The following is a 16,655-nucleotide window of genomic DNA, read 5'->3' on the forward strand; positions in this document are numbered from 1 at the left end:
CTGTTTCCCTGAGTATTAGCGATGGAACAACGTATCCACCCCGAGATAGCGGGTGAAGGCTTCATGCAGCACCTCGGCGCTGGCGGAATGGTTCATTGCCACGTGATGTTCAAAACCGTTACGACAGATCCACGCCAGTAAATTCTCCAGATGCGGCACCTGGATTACTGCACGACAGCCAACCGTATCCAGCGGATCGTCTACCGATTGGCCTTCTCCGACGTACGCTTTGATTTCACCGGTTAAATCGTCGGTGCTCAGGCGGAAATAGGTCAGTGTGCCGCTTTTCATGCGTCCATGTACTGCACCGCAGGTGTTCTCTTTCCCAACGGTGGTACCGATGATGTCCGCTGTACCCATTTTGGGGCTCTCCAGACTGGCTGATGCAAAGTTTCCGCAGTGAAAAAGCACACATTTATCACGATCGTCGCCGAAATTGTTATTCCAGTCGGCAATGGAAGCCGGGCTTAAATTACTGCTGGCGAGGGCGTACATTGACAGCGCGCCCATCACATCCACTTCGCATGCGCTGGGCATTAACTGCCCGGACATCACGCTCATGATTGAACATACGTTGATGCCTAAATTTTCCTGCAGCGAAGTCCAGCACTGGATCGCAGTGGTATCTATATCGTTAGCGATGACCCATTCGCTGATGACGACAAACAGTTTTGCCATTGTGACGAGTTTGTCGGCGGGAATGGCGCTGGCATCGGCGTTATCCAGCAGCAGACGACGTTTTTCATCCACACGGATATCGTCATCGCGCAGACATTTGATGCGGGTAAAGACTTCAGACAGATCCAGCGTTTCAACGGCGATACCCAGTCTTTCGAGTAATTTTTCGCTGTAGCGAACGGTATTGAATCCAGCCGGGCGAGCACCGATAGCGCCGACGCGTACGCCACGCATGCTGCTGACAACACGGCAAATCTGTTCGAAACGTTTCAGATCCTGAGCAAAAACCTCACCGGCCAGATCGCAGACATGCTGGGTGGTGAGCGTAAATGGAATGCCGTACTGACGCAGGTTATTGCACAGGGAGATTTTTCCACAGAAGCTGTCACGGCGAGTGGCAAGCCCCATTTTATCAAGGTTATCTTCCTGCGCCTGAACCAGTACCGGGACATTCAGACCAGACAGGCGCAGCGTTTCCGCTATTGCTTTTTCATCGCCAAAGTTCGGCAACAGCACTACCACGCCGTGAATGTCGTCGCGGTGAGCGCGGAAAAGTTCGGCGCACACTTTCGCATCCTGGCGGGTTTCTACCCCGCCGAGTTCCGTTTGCGTATCGTCGAGCATAATGGTTTTAATACCCAGTCGCGCAAAGAGCACGCTGGCTTGTTCGCGGGCTTCAGCAACCAGATAGCTTGGGAAAAATCCCCGATTGCCAATAATCACCGCCATGGTCAACTGTTGAGGAATTCGTGACATCGCTTTCTCCAGTAAGTGTTCTGTTGTTATTGTTTTATCGTGTGTTGCTGCAACAGCGCGGCGGCGTTTTTCACGACGCCAGCGGCGTCAATTTCGTGGCGGGCACGCGTTGCCGCGCGATCGGCCGCGATAGCATATTGACCATCGCCAATGCCGAGTCGGCGCAGCGGAATGGCACAGCCAGCTTCTGCCAGTACCTCGGCCACCAGGCTTCCCACGCCGCCATTAATGTTATGCTCTTCCACACTGACCACGGCCTTGCAGTGGGCTAATGCCGCCAACAGTTGTTGGGTATCGCAGGGACGAATTGACGGTACACTGATTACGCTTGCATCAATACCCGCCTGTTCCAGCACTGTGGCAGCCTCGACAATTTCATGGACGGTTGAGCCCATCGCGACCAGAGCGACATCTTTTCCTTTCCGCAGAATATCGATATTACCCGGAGTGAACTGGTAATTTTCGTCGTGTAGTTCCGGTAAGGCTTTTCCGTCGAGGCGAACATAAACCGGGCCGACGTGGCTTAAGGCATAGTCGATAATCTGCCGGCATTCCACTGGGCAGGACGGGGCGTAAATTTCAATATTGCCAAAACCGCGCAGAACGGAAATGTCATCAATACTGTGATGTGTGCTGGCGAGGGGGCCGTAGCTGGCGCCCGCGTTCAGGCCGATCAGCTTTACGTTGGTGTTGTTGTAGCAAATGTCGACTTTGATTTGCTCATTGGCCCGCGAAATAAGGAACGGAGCGGCATTACAGGTGACGGCGATTTTGCCCCCCAGCGCCAGGCCGGCGGCGGCGCCAACCAGCGTCTGTTCGGCGATACCCACGTTGACCAGACGACCGGGAAATTCCTTCATAAACGGGGCGATTTTCGCCGTAGATGTGGAGTCAGCAACGACGGGTACAACGTCCATTCCGCGCTCGACTGCGGCAATTAAGGTATTCACCATCACGGTGGCGAGGTGTTCACTATTACGCATCTTTCAGTTCCTCCAGCGCCAGTTCAACTTCTTCCCCTTTTGGCACGCGGTGATGCCATTCCGGGCGGCCTTGAATAAAGGAGATCCCGGCCCCTTTGGTGGTGTGGGCAATGACGACGTGCGGTTTACCTTCCGGGGTTAACCCTTCCAGCGTGCGCACCACATCACTCATATCATTACCGCGGCACTCTGTGACCTGCATACCGAAGGCGCGCCATTTCTCATCCAGTGGATCGGTGTTCATGATCTCTTTGGTTGCGCCGGCAAGTTGGAGGTTATTTTTGTCGTTGATGATAATCAGGTTATCCAGCTTGTAGTGGGCGGCGACCAGTGCGGCTTCCCAGTTGCTTCCTTCTGCCAGTTCACCATCACCGGTAACGACAAACACCCGGCGCTTGCTGTTGTTACGTTTAGCTGCCAGCGCAATGCCCACGGCGACCGGCAGACCGTGACCGAGCGCTCCGGTATTCAGTTCGATCCCAGGCGTTTTGTGTTTCACCGGATGACCCGGCAAGTGTGAATCGGCGTGCTGATAGGTCGCCAGCCAGTCCACGGGAATAAAACCAGCCTCAGCCAGCACGCAGTAGTAACCGCCCACTGCATGACCTTTCGACTGGATGTAGATGTCGCGCTCATCGCTTGCTATAAGCTCTGGTGAGCAATTCAGGATGCGAAAATAGAGTGCTGTCAGCAGTTCGACCTGCGACAGGTCAGCGCCGGTATGTCCCCCCGCCGGGCTTTCTGCATTCAACACGATAATGCGACGACGTACCGCACGTGCTTTCTTGACTAGCTCTGGTATTGAGAGCGAAAACGGATTCATAAGACACCTCTTGAATGTTTAATCCTTAGTGAATAAATATTCCATGTGAGTGCAGTAGTGCAACTGTCTCGCTATCCACTGCGTAATATGCAGCTAAAACAGTTGGTCGTTATCGGTTAGAATAAATATTCACTACTGATTTATTATTCATGATTAAAGATATGCCTTGTCTGAGGGTTTGTCTACGCCTTGTAGCAGCAATTTTTGGCGAAAAGAGAAAAGGATCACACTAACGCGATAACCGGAAAGGCGCAGATGACTTGTTATCTATTCAGGTATGAATAAAAATAACAGGCAGTTTACCAGGGGAAATGTTATGTCAAAGCAGGATGAACAGCGGTTGCTGGTTAAGATTGCCACACTTTACTACGCCGAAAATAAAAAACAGTCTGAAATCGCCACGCTGCTGCATTTGTCGCAGTCCTTTGTCTCCCGTGCCTTGACGCGTTGTCAGAAAGAAGGGCTGGTGAAAATCACCGTCGTACAGCCGACTAATATCTTTGTCGAGCTGGAAAAAGCCATTGAAGAGCGGTTTGGTCTTCGCCAGGCGATTGTGGTGGATGTTGGCGACAACCCCAGCAATACGCAAATTAAGCATGCCATTGGCAGCGCGGCGGCACATTACGTTGAAACTCGTCTGCGTGCCGAAGACCTGGTCGGTATTTCCTCCTGGAGTAGTACCATTCGCTGCATGGTTGATGAAATGCACCCGCAAAATATCCGGGCGGCAGGCGTGATCCAATTACTGGGTGGCGTGGGGCCAAACGGCAACGTGCAGGCCACGATTCTGACGCAACAGCTGGCGGCACACCTCGGCTGCCCGGCCTGGCTGTTGCCTTCGCAAAGTATTGAGCATTCGGTGGAAGAACGTTCTCGGCTGGTTAACAGCCCGGACGTGGCGGCGGTCGTCGAAAAATTTGCTGAAGTGGATGTGGCGATTGTCGGCATCGGGGAGCTGGAACCTTCTCAATTGCTGAAAAATTCAGGAAACTATTACAACGAAGAGATGCTGCGACTGCTGGCCGAACGCGGCGCGGTCGGGGATATCTGTCTGCATTATTACGACGCGGCGGGCAATCCGGTACTCAGCCATGAGGAAGACCCGGTTATCGGCATGGAGCTGGCGCAGATCCGCGACTGCAACCATGTGATAGCGTTGGCGGGCGGGGTAGAAAAACAGAATGCGATCCGTGGCGCGCTGCAGGGGAATTATATCGACGTACTGATCACCGACTACCCGACAGCGCGCAATCTGGTTAAAGGGTGACGCCGCGTTGAGTCAAGTTATCGCCAGCCCCTGGGGCTGGCTGTAGTTATCAGAGTTTTATTAAGCGTAGAGCAATCCATGGCTTAGCCGGTAGATCCAGCTTGTCACCGTGTTGGATAACCCCCGCAACCGGCGTGATCGTCATGGCCCAGGTATCAATGATATCGACCTTCCACGCCGTATTCTCCGGCAACATAGTCATCATCTTGTAGGCAGGGCAATGATCGCCAAAATAGAACAGTCCCCAGTTGCCCTCGCAGCTTATCCCCATCGACGTATCCCAGTGGCTACCCCACGGGAGCGGTGTCAGGCGTTTGGCTTGTCCTTCCTCAAGGATGTTGCGCAAAAAAGCGATGCGCGGGATGCTTGTTCCTTTGAGCGTGCCGCCATGTGACCACCAAATAATCTCATCTTCATTCAGGTATGTTTCGCCGTGAGTGACATAGCCGCCGAGTATTACGCCATGCCAGAACAATGCAGTCATTTTTTCTCCGGTGATATTGCCCCAGCCGAGATCGACATTGCCTTCATAGCAGCATTCGTCAATGACAATGGGTTTGGCAAATGTCTGCCGCCATTCCGGGACAAAGTGCATATCGTGGTGCTGGATGCTGGCGTGGGTGAGCGCGGGATTGTGATGATCGTACCAGTGCGCATTTGAGCGGTAGTGGATCGGCGGGTTGTGCCAGTTATGAATGGAGATCATGTGCGAAGAGGGATCCTCGCGTTTGATTTGCGCTATGGCGGCATCCCAGAAAGACATCGGTTTTTCTTTCAGCAGGTCGAACTCATTGGCCAGCGACCACCAAATATTTTTAAACGATGCGAGGCGTGCCACCACGTAGCGGAGATAGCGGTGATCGGTCTCCTGCGACATGGCGGAAAATCCCCAGCGGTCGTACGGATGAAAGAGGATCAAATCCACCTCAATATTCAGTTCATCCAGCTTTTGTATTTGACTCTCCAACTGGGCAAAAAAGGTGGTATCGAAGCGGGTAAAATCAAATCCCTGGTCGAGGGTACCCGGAAAGGGGAAGCGCATCGGTTCCTGCAGATTGTAGCGATAGTGTTTAGGAAATACGCACATGCGGATTTTATTGAACGGACTCGCCGCCAGCGATGCCAGCGTTTGTTGCTGTATATCGTCCGGTTGGTAGTTCCAGACGTAGGCCGTGGTGCCAAAAGGATAAAACGCGTTGCCATTGGCATAGCGGAAGTGCCCGTCGCCATCACGCTGTACCGGGCCGGTTAACTGTGTTTCAGGGACGCAGGTAAACGTTCCTTCGACAGGGGACTGCGAAGGAATATTTGAGCTGATGCGATAGTGCCAGACGCCGGGGATATCCGGCATAAAGCGCAGTATGAACTGACCGTTACCGTTGTAAAAGCCCCAAACCGTGCGGGATTCTTCGCCGCAGGTAAAGGTGGCTGATAGCTCGGTGTCGGTAAAATGGCGAGGATCGTCAACGCCCGTGACCTGATACTCAAACCGCCCCCACAGGGCAATACTTTGTTCGCTCATAGCACCTCTCCTTTGGAATATATATTCCATTGTGATTTTATATTCACGATGAGGGTAAGGGAGGTTACCGTTAACATTCCACTGTCAAGGCGAAAAAATGAGCATGCGATCACAAAAACGCCGCCATTTCTGCTGATTACTGTGAGATTTTTACTGTGAGACTGAAAGGAGTAAGCGTTATCTGAATGACGAGAGAAACGGCCAGCCAGCATAAACGTCTTGTTTATTAATAAGATGACATTTCGCCACTAGATGGCGGCGCGGTTAGGAGCAACAGAATGAGGTTAATTGTGATGCTGGTAACAATGTCACGACTAACCACTTGCCAGCGCTAAATTCGTGGGCTTAACCTTTGTGTGAATAGTAATTCGATAATGAATATATATTCATAAAGAGGGTTTCTCATGAAGCAACAGCATAAATTGAGTATCAAAGAGAAGATCTGTTATGGGTTAGGTGATTCGTCAGCGAACATTTTTCTTGGGATGACGATGATGTTTTTGCCCTATTTTTATACCGATGTTTTAGGGATTTCGGCAGCGGCGATGGGGATATTGTTTATTGTTGCCCGTCTGGTTGATGCCTTCTATGATCCATTTATCGGTAATATCTCCGATCGCACGCGGACAAAGCACGGCTCGTATCGTCCTTTTTTGCTCTGGTTGGCGATCCCTTACGGTATTTCCTGTTTTTAGTCTTTCTGGCGCCGGACTTTTCACCCACTGGAAAGCTAGTCTATGCAGTGATTACCTATCTATTTCTGATCCTGATGTATGCCTCCACGGTGGTACCGTATGTGGCGTTGTTGACGACACTCACCGCCGATCCCATGGATCGTTTAAGCGCCAACTCCTGGCGTTTCCCACTGGCTAAAATGGCCTTTCTTATCTGCTCAATGGTAGTGCCGATTTTCGTCGCCTGGTATGGAAAAACCGATGAAGCACGCGCCTACATGATGGCGATGAGCTTTATTGCCGTGCTGGCCACGGCGTTTATGCTGCTCTGTTTCTGGGGAACAAAGGAGCGATATCAGGTTAGCGTGGAGACGGATAAAGTCCCGTTTACCAAACAACTGGGAATTATGCTGAAAGCGAAACCGGTGGTTGTTTTCTATCTGTTCAAAATTACCAGCTCCATTGCTTTTGTAATTAAAGGCAGTGTGACTATTTATTTTGTGAAGTATTTCCTGAATCGTGGGGATGCCTTTGTTTCTGGTCTGCTTTCGGCCACAGCGATTGCGGGGATCATTGCGCCGATGATTGCTATTCAACTGATTAAGCGCAACAAACTCTCGAAATTAGGTACGCTGAAGGTGGCGCAACTGGGCGGTGGCGTGGCGGCATTATGTCTCTATTTCGTTAACCCTGAACAAATCTCACTGGCATGTGTTCTACTGGTGCTGTCGGTATTGATGGCTGAACTTGGCTCGATTACTGCCTGGGCGCTGCCTTCTGATTGTGCCGACTATTGTGAAGACAAATCCGGCGTCAGAATGTCTGGGGCTGTCGCTGCCGGTACGCTCTTTTCGATGAAGGTTGGTCTGGCACTGGCGGGTGGGATGGTTGGGCTAGTGCTCTCCCTTAGCGGTTACAAAGCGGGTGAGGCGGTGTCATCGGAAACGATGACGGCGATTATGTTCTTAATTGCCGGGATTCCTGCCATTTTCCATGTCATTAGTTTGGGGTTGCTGATGATGTTTAAACTGGATGATAAGGTTTCGGCAGGGCAGGCTGAAGCCGTCATGAAATAAAATTTCCCCACTGCCGGATGGCGGCGCATTATCAGGCCCATATGTCATACACGACGTAGGCCTGATAAGCGCAGCGCCATCAGGCGTAATTTCAGGGCTACTGACTTTCCATCGCCGCCTTTTGCGCAACCACTGCGGCTTTTTGCTGCATCCGGTTTTGCATCTGGTCGATAATGACCGCGACAATAATCACGATGCCCTTAATCACCATTTGCCAGAATTCGCTGACGCCCATCATCACCAGACCATCGGCCAGAAAACCGATAACGAAAGCGCCAATCAACGTGCCTAAGATGGTGCCTCGACCACCGGCCAGCGACGTACCACCAAGTACAACGGCGGCAATGGCGTTCATCTCAAATGCTGTACCGTTGGCCGGATGACTAGCGGAAAGTTGTGCTGAAACAACTATTCCGGCAATTGCAGCGCATAGTCCGGACAGGGTGTACACCCAGATTTTTACCTGCCTCACTTTTACCCCGGACAGTTCAGCAGCGCGTTCGTTATCGCCGATGGCGTACACGTGACGGCCAAAGGGCAGACGGCGGGCAACGTAGGCAATAATCAGCGCCAGCACAATCATCATCCAGATGGCCCACGGAATACCAAACAGAGTTCCCGCGCCAATTTCATCAAAACCGGTGTTACCCAACTGTGGATTGCCGGAAAGCCCAGGGAATGTTTGTCCGTCAGAGGTCAGCATCGCCGCGCCGCGCAATACGTACATGGTGCCCAGCGTACAAATAAAAGGTGCGACGTTATAGCGCGTAATAATCCAGCCATTTGCTGCGCCAATCAATCCGCCAATCAGCAGTACGACAGGTACAATCACCCAGACGCTGGGGAAGATAGCGATGCCAAACATGGGTAATACAATGCCTTTGGTGATCAGCCATCCGGCAATCATGCCGCACAGCCCAAGCGTAGCGCCAATCGAGAGATCAATGCCGGCAGTAATAATGACGAAGGTGATTCCCAGCGCCAGAAACGCGTTAATGGCGATGTGCTTGATCATAATGACCATGCTGCCGCCAGAGAGGAAACCGGGGACGGTGAAGGCAAAAAATCCGACGATCAGAAACAGCGCAATAAAGGTACGTAATTTCAGGATCAGCAGCAGGATATTTTCCCGCGAGAAGGTGACACCGGCTCGCGGTGCGACGACGGCAGATTGTAGTGTTTTCATGTCAGAACCCCTGAGCACTTGCGGTGACCAGCGCCGATTCTTCGGCACGATCGCGAATAATATCGGCCGTGAGCTTGCCGCCAGACATCACCAGAATGCGGTCAGATACCGCCATAATTTCTTTTAAATCCGAGGTGGAGAAGACAACGGCAATACCCTGTTGTGAGAGCTGTACCATCATGCGAAACACATCGGCTTTCGCGCCAACGTCAATGCCGCGTGTGGGCTCATCAAGGAACAGAATTTTGGGATTGGTAAGTAGGGAGCGGCCAATCACCACTTTCTGCTGGTTACCCCCGCTCAGAGCCTGGATTTCAACATCCGGTGAGGACACTTTGATCGACAGATTACCAATTGTGCTGGCGACGACTGCCTCCTCATCTTTGCGGGCGATGGCAAAACCGCGCTGCAGGCGACGCCACAGGCTGGCAATAGTCAGATTGCTGGCAACCGAAGAAATGGGAAAAATGCCTGTGCGCTTGCGATCTTCCGGTACCAGACTCATTCCCATACGAATGCGGTCGGCGGTGGTTAAGCGTTGTGGAACTGGCTTGCTGTCGAGCCACAGTTTACCGAGGTAGTTGCGCTCAGTACCCAGCAAGCACTCGAACAATTCGGTTCTTCCGGCCCCCATCAGTCCATAGATACCGACAATTTCGCCCGCGTGGACGTTAAAGGTGACGTCGTTGACCACCGCATTGCCAGCGGCATTGACGCAGGTAATATGTTCCGCTTCGAGAACCGGCGCGCCGAACGTGCGACCTGGCTCAAGAAAATTACTCACCGGGTCGCTGCCCAGCATTTCACGCACAATCCACGGCACATCGATATCGCTAACTCTGGCTTCGGCCTGGAATTTGCCATCGCGTAAAATGGTGATCACATCGCCAATCGCCATCAATTCTTCGAGTCGATGAGAGATGTAGATTATCGAAACGCCCTGGCGAGTCAGTTCGCGAATCACGCGAAACAGGATCTCGACTTCGGTTTTACTCAGCGCCGAGGTGGGTTCGTCGAGGATTAGAATGTCAGCGTCCTCCGCCAACGCTTTGGCGATTTCAACCAGCTGTTGCTGTCCAACTTTGAGATTGCCGACCAGATCGCGGGGTGAAATGGGCTGATCGAGTCGGGTTAGCAGCTCCGCAGTACGCTTCTCCTGTTCGGCCTCATCAATGGGGGTCATGCCTTTTTGGATCTCCCGGCCAAGGAAAATATTTTCCGCGACGGTGAGATTCTCAAACAGGTTAAGTTCCTGATGCACCATACCAATCCCGTGCGCCGCGGCGTCCCGGGTATTGGCGAAGCGAACAGGGTTGCCATTGAGCGTCATCTCGCCGCTGCTGGGCTGCTGAACACCGGCGAGGATCTTCATCAGCGTGGATTTCCCCGCACCGTTTTCGCCAATAATCACGTTGACCTTACCGCGCCACACCTGATAATCCACGCTGTCCAGCGCAATCGTGCCGGGAAACAGCATTGAGATGGCATGTGTGCGCAGGATGATGTCATCTGCTGAGGAATTATTCATCAGTGTGCCTCCTGTTCCAGCGCTAACGCTGCTGCGTTTTCCGCTTTTCCTGCATTCAGCGTTACGGCGAACAGTACCGTGGCACGCTTCCCTTGCCAGCTTTCGTCCACTGCGGGCAAGTGTTTTACCGCTTCGCGGTTATACGCCCGGGAAAGCTGGGCAAACTGAACCTGGTTAGTGAAGTCTTCAAACTTAAACCCACTCGCATCGCGAATGGCATTGCCGCGCATCACCGGGCCTATTTGGATGGTGACAGGGGCGTCATTGACCCTCATCACAATGCTTTTCTCGCGCGCATTGGTGGTATCGACGTTCTCAATCTGACTGGTCAGGCGCACAAATACGCTCTCGGCGGTAGGTGAGGGCGTCTTCAGGCGTGCGCTCAGCGCTGACGCATCCAGAGCGTGTTGCTTTGCCGCATCCAGGACGCGGGATTGCCAGGTTTGTTGCGCGATCTGCTCGGGTGTTTGATTGTCGAAACTGGCTTTGGCCTGTGGGTCGGCCGGGATGATGGGGTTGCCGTTTTCGTCGAGGTCAACTACCGTGCAGGCCGTCAGCAACAGGGTGGCGCACCCAACCAGTGCAGCACCCCATTGTGTTAACGACATAGTGCCTCCGCTTAGTGGCTCAGGTTGAATTTACTCAGCTTGCTGGCATTGGTTTCATCAATCAGCACGCAATCCATGAGCTGTTTTTCTTCTTTCTGCGCTTTGCCGTTTTTCAGGTAGTAATCAGCCTGCTCAACCGCCATTTGTGCCTGCTGCCAGCCGGGCTGAAGGACGGTCGCTTTAATGTTGCTCTTGTTGATGATGGAATCTCGGGTGTAGTCGCTGCCGTCAAAACCCACCACGATGACATTGTTTTTCCCAGCAGCCTTCAGGGCAGCTTCTGCGCCCAGCGCCATGGTGTCGTTGCCGGAAATGACGCCGACGATATCAGGGTTGGTTTGTAAAATAGCTTCCATACGGGTAAACGCTTCAGTTTGGCTCCAGTTCGCCGTTTGCTGGGCGACCATTTTCATATCCGGATAGTCGTCGAGCACATCGTGATACCCCTGTGAGCGCACATGTGCGTTGGTGTCGGACTGGCGTCCCAACAACTCAACGTACTTGCCTTTTCCATCCAGTAGTTTGGCGAATTTCTCTGCGCCGAGCTGCGCGCCCTGGTAGTTGTTCGACACGATTTGCGCGACGGCGATGCCGGTCTTATTAATTTCACGATCGATGAGGAATGCAGGCACGCCCGCCGCTTTGGCTTTTTCCAGTGGACCAACGGTGGCATCGGCGCCCGCGTTATCGAGAATGATGGCTTTCGCTTTTCGGGCTATGGCGGTCTCAATCAGTTGGTTTTGTTTATTGACATCATCATCATGAGAGGCGACCAGCGTGGTATATCCCAGCTCTTTCGCTTTGGCGACCGCGCCGTCGGCTTCGGCTTTAAAGAACGGGTTGTCGTGTGAAGGGGTGATAATCGCAATCAGTCCGTTGTCGGCAGCATACAGCGAACCCGATGCGGTAAGGATCGAGGCCAGTAATACGGATTTAATCAGGGTCTTGTTCATCTTTTTCTCCACTTTGAATATTTATTCAAATATGATTTATTATTCAAGTTAACGATAAGTCGAGATAATCGAACTGTCTACGATTTGCGCAGCTAATTTCTTAAAAGGAGAAAAGGATCACGATCCTGACAGCGTGGGTGCACACAGGGTAATGATGTTTTTATCGCGTTGAAACCAATGTACGTTAATTGCCTGATTGGCGAGGTTAGGCGAAAATGATGGCATGATTTGCAATGTTAATTGCTGATTCGTGAGTGCGGTAATTTTTGCGCTGGTGAAACCTGGTAACCCGGATGCCTGAGTGGAAAACGCCTTATACAGGCTCTCCTTGGCGCTGAATGCCAGAGTTAAGGCGAGTGGAAAGGGCAATTCAGAATGATGCAAAATCGGTCGTTCGTGGTTATCGATAATACCGTCAGCCAACTCAACTGCGGTTTGTTGCGTAAAAATAGCTTCTATATCCAGCCCAACGGGATGCGTCGATACTACCGCCAGCGCAGTTGATGCACTGTGGCTGATGCTGCCAAACAACTTTTGTGGCCACAGCGGTTGTCGCTGCCCGCCGATGCCAGGTACAGTTTTGATACCGTATTCACGTAATGCATGTACTGCGGCGATCCGCCCTGCTAAGTGTTCAGCTTTACGCTTGCGTCCGCTGGACAGAAGCTGGGCGTGGTGGGGGAGCCAGAGCAGATCGTGGTCATGGCAGCTGGCGGGATCAAACTCGACAAAATGCAGCGCGTGGTCGGCGAAGGGAAGCGATGTGTGTGTTGTACGCATGGTTGTGTATCGTTTCCCTCTCCCCGTCGCGAGGAGAGGGAACAACGCTATCAGAAGTGGGTGTTAACGCTCATATACCACGTACGACCCGGTTCGTTATAGGTGTACGCGCCAGCGCCCGCCATATAGTCGCCAGTTTTGATATCGCTGGTGGTTTGGGCATTACCTTCACGCCACAGACGTTTGTCGAAGACGTTATCCACGCCGCCGGTCAGGCTGACGTTTTTCGTCACATCCCAGGTCGCGCTCAGGCCGACGATGCTGTACGGACTCACTTCCTGGGCTGAACTGCCGGTTACTGGTTTACCCTGGTAATCATATTTCTTCGGCTGTTGTTTGCCGTACCAGGTAAAGGTGGATTGCAGCGACAAATCTTCACGCGCCTGCCAGCTCAGCGTTGAGTTCAGCGTGTATTTAGGAATAATCGACAAGCGTTCGCCGGTCTCTTTATTCTTACTTTGCAGCATGTAAGTGATGTTGTTGGTCCAGGTAACGGTTTCGCTAACCGGTACGTTCAACGTCCCTTCCAGGCCTTCCACCACAGCTTTAGGTACGTTTTCCCACTGATAGATATCGGTGTAGGTTGTTGTTTCTTTACCCGTAGTCGGGTTTTTCTGGGTAATTGACGTTCTGCTTAGCGGTACAGTCCCCGCTTCGATCTTGTTACGGTAATCGTTGCGGAACCAGGTTACGCCGGCCAGCCAACCGTCACGTTTGAACTCCAGACCAATCTCTTTGTTGATACTGGTTTCGGCCTTCAGGTCATCGTTGCCCATCATGTAGCAACCAATGCCCGTCGCAGATCCGGTGGCATAGCAGCCCTGGCCTTTGCTGTACAGAATATAGTTCGGGTTAGTCTGGTACAGGCTAGGTGCTTTATAGGCCCGTGCGATACCCATTTTCAGCGTAAAGTCGTCGCCCAGACCTTGGGACAGGTTCAGGGACGGGCTCCAGTTGTCGCCAACGACGCTGTGGTGGTCGAAGCGCAGACCCGGCGTCAACATGGTGCTGTCGGTCAGCTCCATGTTATTTTCAGCAAACAGGGAGAAAATTTCAGCCTGTGAATATGGGCTACGATCGGTGCTGCTGGCACCAGGTATGTTCCCGCCCATAAAGGTCTGGGTATTGGAACTCATGTCTTTCATTCGCTGCTGGTTCCATTCGGTACCGAGCGTCAGGTTCTGGTTAACTAACAGGTCGAATGGAATGCTAATTTCGCTGTGCAGGGTGACATCCGCCAGGTCAGTGTCGGTAAATTGATTACTGTTAAATAACCCTTCAAGGCCACCTGCCAGACCTTCACCCAAACGGGAGTTACGGGTGTGTTCGTATTGCGCCCAGTTGCTGGTGGTAATGCCGTTGTCCCAGCCGCCGTTCCACGTCAGCGCATAGTTCTGGCGGTACATACGGTTGGTTTCTTTACCGTAGTATTTTTTTACCAGCCCGTTAGTTTTGTTATCGTTGTTGGTGTTTTGAGTGTCACCCGCATACAGGTTGCCCTGACGGCTGTAGCCAGCTTCAAACTCCAGCGATTGCATTGGGGCAAAATCCCAACGCAGCAGGCCGTTGATATCTTTGTTTTTTACCCCTTCACGACCCGCAGGCATCGTATCGGCATATGACCCTGTACGTGCTGACTGGTGACCGTCGTTAATGTCCCAGGCATCGGCCTGGGTTTTGTCGAGGTTACCGTTCAGGCGGAAGCTGAAATCTCCGCCCAGCGGTCCATTCAGACTAAAGTTGGTACGCTTGGTTGAACCTTCCTCTTTGTGTTCCGGGGCGTTGAAATAGGTATTCCAGGAACCATGCCACTCATCGCCGCCTTTCTTGGTGATGATGTTCACCACACCGCCAGCTGCGCCATTGCCATAGCGTGCTGCGGCAGGACCACGCAGCACTTCAATACGTTCAATCATTTCCGGAGCAACCCAGGCGGTATCGCCGCGGGTATCACGCTCGCCGCGCCAGCCCTGGCGTACGGAGTTACGGCTGGTAACCGGTTTACCGTCGATCAAAATCAGGGTGTTTTCTGGCCCCATGCCGCGAATATCGATCTGACGGTTGTTGCCGCGCTGTCCGCTGGTTGAGTTACCGGTCAGGTTAACGCCAGGCATGGTACGGATGATTTCCGACACATCGCGAGCGGGAGGGTTCTTACGAATTTCATCAGCGGTAATGGTTGAAACGCCCGGCGCCTGCAGGTTCTGCTGGGCGGCGGTAACGACGATGGTGTCTTCATGAGAGACAGCGACGCTATCGGTTTGATCTTCTGCCATTGCTGGCAGGGCTACCCCGTAAATCCCTAAATTGACCAATAAGGCCAGTGAATGAATCTTGTTGTTCATTGTATGTCCTGCTGTTCTTTTAGCCACGAGTACCAATGTGCCGTGGTGCGGCATTTGGCCTGATGTCGCCCGCATCTGCGTAAACTATCCATTCCAGAAAAAGTACGCAGCGCCAGGTCGGTTTATAAGTGGTGAAAAACTGTACGCGCTTCCCACAGCGCGACAATACGCTATTGCAAATGCAAATAGTTATCAATAATATTATCAATATATTTCACGCTAGATCATAAAATTTCACAATAAACATGGGGTTATGGCTGTGACGACGTTAAAGATGGGAAGCGAGGCGTGGTGGCAGTCGAAAAAAGGCCCGGAGTGGGAGCGTGAAGACAACGAAAATTATCGGGTAACCTTCTGGTGGCGTGACCCGCAGGGAACGGAGAAAGAGTCAGCCATTCATCACGTTTGGGTTTATATCACCGGCGTCACCGACCACCATCAAAATGCTACCCCTCAGTCGATGCGACGCATTGATGAAACGAATATTTGGTGCTGGAGTGTTTCCCTCAGCGCCAACTGGCGTGGCAGTTACTGTTTTATCCCAACAGCGCGCAACGATATTTTTGCGCCGCAGGCGCTGGGCGACACCCCTGACCGAACCGCGCTGCGTGAAGGCTGGCGGCAATTACTGCCGCAGGCTATTGCTGACCCCCTTAATTCGCTGAGCTGGCAGGGCGGTCGTGGCCACGCGGTGTCTGCGCTGGAAATGCCGGAGGCACCCGTACAGCCCGGATGGGATCGACCTGAAAATCCAGATTCACCCGCAGTTTGCCTGCAATGGCATAGCGCCAGGCTCGGCAATACGCGTCGCGTATGGGTGTTTACCACCGGTGATGCTCAACCCGAAACGCGTCCGTTGGCTATCCTGCTGGACGGGCAGTTTTGGGCACAGAGTATGCCGGTCTGGCCTGCGTTGACTTCACTCACGCATCGCGGCCACCTTCCTTCTGCCGTTTATCTCCTGATTGATGCCATTGATACGGCTCACCGCAGCCATGAGCTACCGTGTAATGCGGATTTTTGGTTGGCGGTGCAGGAGGAGTTATTACCACTGGTGAAGACAACGACCGCGTTTAGTGACGATCCGCAGCGCACCGTGGTGGCTGGGCAAAGTTTTGGCGGGTTGTCATCGCTGTATGCCGGGCTGAACTGGCCCGCGCGCTTTGGCTGTGTGCTTAGCCAGTCGGGCTCTTACTGGTGGCCGCATCGTGGTGGTCATCAGGACGGGGCGATCGTCGAGCAACTGAAAAGCGGGAAGGTGAGTGCTCAGGGGCTGCGTATTGTCCTGGAAGCGGGGATCCGCGAGCCCATTATTTATCGCGCTAATCAGGCGCTATATGCCCAGTTACCTTCTGCACCACAGTCTATTTTCTGGCGTCAGGTTGATGGCGGACACGATGCGCTTTGCTGGCGCGGCGGTCTGATGCAAGGGCTAATGACGCTCTGGCAACCGCTTACCGACACGATTTAACCGGA

General features: G+C 52.7%; 12 protein-coding genes and 1 pseudogene. 3 read left to right on the plus strand and 10 right to left on the minus strand.

Annotation, left to right across the window (positions count from 1 at the left end; genetic code table 11):
• Window positions 1-15: 15 nt before the first annotated feature.
• The 3 genes from OGY09_RS24410 to OGY09_RS24420 are packed head-to-tail and all read right to left on the minus strand — an operon-like array spanning window position 16 to window position 3,240.
• On the minus strand, window positions 16-1,434 hold the full coding sequence (locus OGY09_RS24410) for an L-fucose/L-arabinose isomerase family protein (RefSeq protein ID WP_032942637.1): 1,419 nt from the start codon (window positions 1,432-1,434) through the stop codon (window positions 16-18).
• Window positions 1,435-1,460: 26 nt separating this feature from the next.
• Window positions 1,461-2,417 (minus strand): transketolase family protein, encoded by a 957-nt coding sequence (locus OGY09_RS24415; protein ID WP_032942639.1) that lies wholly within the window; start codon window positions 2,415-2,417, stop codon window positions 1,461-1,463.
• Window positions 2,410-3,240: a transketolase gene (locus tag OGY09_RS24420; RefSeq protein ID WP_032942640.1), complete on the minus strand. Its 831-nt coding sequence runs from the start codon at window positions 3,238-3,240 to the stop codon at window positions 2,410-2,412. The genes OGY09_RS24415 and OGY09_RS24420 overlap by 8 nt, the downstream gene beginning before the upstream one ends.
• 316 nt (window positions 3,241-3,556) lie before the next feature.
• Between OGY09_RS24420 and OGY09_RS24425 the strand changes: the two genes are divergently transcribed.
• Window positions 3,557-4,507 carry a sugar-binding transcriptional regulator gene (locus OGY09_RS24425; RefSeq protein ID WP_032942641.1) on the plus strand — a complete coding sequence of 317 codons (951 nt, stop codon included), beginning with the start codon at window positions 3,557-3,559 and terminating at the stop codon, window positions 4,505-4,507.
• Between the two features lie 49 nt (window positions 4,508-4,556).
• Here OGY09_RS24425 and OGY09_RS24430 read toward each other — a convergent pair whose 3' ends face one another.
• The gene (locus OGY09_RS24430) at window positions 4,557-6,029 is read right to left on the minus strand and encodes an apiosidase-like domain-containing protein (RefSeq protein WP_032942643.1); all 1,473 of its coding nucleotides are present in this window, start codon (window positions 6,027-6,029) and stop codon (window positions 4,557-4,559) included.
• 494 nt (window positions 6,030-6,523) lie between these two features.
• Between OGY09_RS24430 and OGY09_RS24435 the strand changes: the two are divergent.
• Window positions 6,524-7,779 (plus strand): annotated as a pseudogene (locus OGY09_RS24435) (glycoside-pentoside-hexuronide (GPH):cation symporter).
• A gap of 97 nt (window positions 7,780-7,876) precedes the next feature.
• Here the strand turns inward: OGY09_RS24435 and OGY09_RS24440 are convergent.
• From OGY09_RS24440 to OGY09_RS24465, 6 genes are all read right to left on the minus strand, one after another.
• Window positions 7,877-8,965 (minus strand): ABC transporter permease, encoded by a 1,089-nt coding sequence (locus tag OGY09_RS24440; protein ID WP_032942645.1) that lies wholly within the window; start codon window positions 8,963-8,965, stop codon window positions 7,877-7,879.
• A 1-nt stretch (window position 8,966) separates the two neighbouring features.
• A complete protein-coding gene (locus tag OGY09_RS24445) occupies window positions 8,967-10,493 on the minus strand; it encodes a sugar ABC transporter ATP-binding protein (protein WP_172111171.1) in 1,527 nt (508 codons plus the stop codon).
• Window positions 10,493-11,101: a DUF2291 family protein gene (locus tag OGY09_RS24450; protein WP_032942646.1), complete on the minus strand. Its 609-nt coding sequence runs from the start codon at window positions 11,099-11,101 to the stop codon at window positions 10,493-10,495. The genes OGY09_RS24445 and OGY09_RS24450 overlap by 1 nt, the downstream gene beginning before the upstream one ends.
• Window positions 11,102-11,112: 11 nt before the next feature.
• Entirely contained in the window at window positions 11,113-12,054 is a 942-nt protein-coding gene (locus tag OGY09_RS24455; protein WP_032942648.1) for a D-ribose ABC transporter substrate-binding protein, read from the minus strand.
• 117 nt (window positions 12,055-12,171) lie between these two features.
• Window positions 12,172-12,834, minus strand: coding sequence for an enterobactin synthase subunit EntD (entD, locus tag OGY09_RS24460; protein WP_032942649.1), 663 nt, complete (start codon window positions 12,832-12,834; stop codon window positions 12,172-12,174).
• Window positions 12,835-12,884: 50 nt separating this feature from the next.
• Window positions 12,885-15,179, minus strand: coding sequence for a TonB-dependent siderophore receptor (locus tag OGY09_RS24465; protein ID WP_008784051.1), 2,295 nt, complete (start codon window positions 15,177-15,179; stop codon window positions 12,885-12,887).
• A gap of 253 nt (window positions 15,180-15,432) precedes the next feature.
• On the opposite strand from OGY09_RS24465, the gene fes reads away from it, so the two are divergent.
• On the plus strand, window positions 15,433-16,650 hold the full coding sequence (gene fes / locus OGY09_RS24470; protein ID WP_080685914.1) for an enterochelin esterase: 1,218 nt from the start codon (window positions 15,433-15,435) through the stop codon (window positions 16,648-16,650).
• Window positions 16,651-16,655 lie beyond the last annotated feature (5 nt).

This window comes from Citrobacter sp. Cpo071 (genome assembly GCF_030332765.1).
GTDB classification, from domain to species: Bacteria; Pseudomonadota; Gammaproteobacteria; order Enterobacterales; family Enterobacteriaceae; genus Citrobacter; species Citrobacter portucalensis.

Excerpts from the sequence above, each read along its gene's own strand:
- OGY09_RS24410 (WP_032942637.1), bottom strand. The coding sequence starts at position 1,434 with ATGTCACGAATTCCTCAACAGTTGACCATGGCGGTGATTATTGGCAAT.
- OGY09_RS24415 (WP_032942639.1), bottom strand. The coding sequence starts at position 2,417 with ATGCGTAATAGTGAACACCTCGCCACCGTGATGGTGAATACCTTAATT.
- OGY09_RS24420 (WP_032942640.1), bottom strand. The coding sequence starts at position 3,240 with ATGAATCCGTTTTCGCTCTCAATACCAGAGCTAGTCAAGAAAGCACGT.
- OGY09_RS24425 (WP_032942641.1), top strand. The coding sequence starts at position 3,557 with ATGTCAAAGCAGGATGAACAGCGGTTGCTGGTTAAGATTGCCACACTT.
- OGY09_RS24430 (WP_032942643.1), bottom strand. The coding sequence starts at position 6,029 with ATGAGCGAACAAAGTATTGCCCTGTGGGGGCGGTTTGAGTATCAGGTC.
- OGY09_RS24440 (WP_032942645.1), bottom strand. The coding sequence starts at position 8,965 with ATGAAAACACTACAATCTGCCGTCGTCGCACCGCGAGCCGGTGTCACC.
- OGY09_RS24445 (WP_172111171.1), bottom strand. The coding sequence starts at position 10,493 with ATGAATAATTCCTCAGCAGATGACATCATCCTGCGCACACATGCCATC.
- OGY09_RS24450 (WP_032942646.1), bottom strand. The coding sequence starts at position 11,101 with ATGTCGTTAACACAATGGGGTGCTGCACTGGTTGGGTGCGCCACCCTG.
- OGY09_RS24455 (WP_032942648.1), bottom strand. The coding sequence starts at position 12,054 with ATGAACAAGACCCTGATTAAATCCGTATTACTGGCCTCGATCCTTACC.
- entD (WP_032942649.1), bottom strand. The coding sequence starts at position 12,834 with ATGCGTACAACACACACATCGCTTCCCTTCGCCGACCACGCGCTGCAT.
- OGY09_RS24465 (WP_008784051.1), bottom strand. The coding sequence starts at position 15,179 with ATGAACAACAAGATTCATTCACTGGCCTTATTGGTCAATTTAGGGATT.
- fes (WP_080685914.1), top strand. The coding sequence starts at position 15,433 with ATGGCTGTGACGACGTTAAAGATGGGAAGCGAGGCGTGGTGGCAGTCG.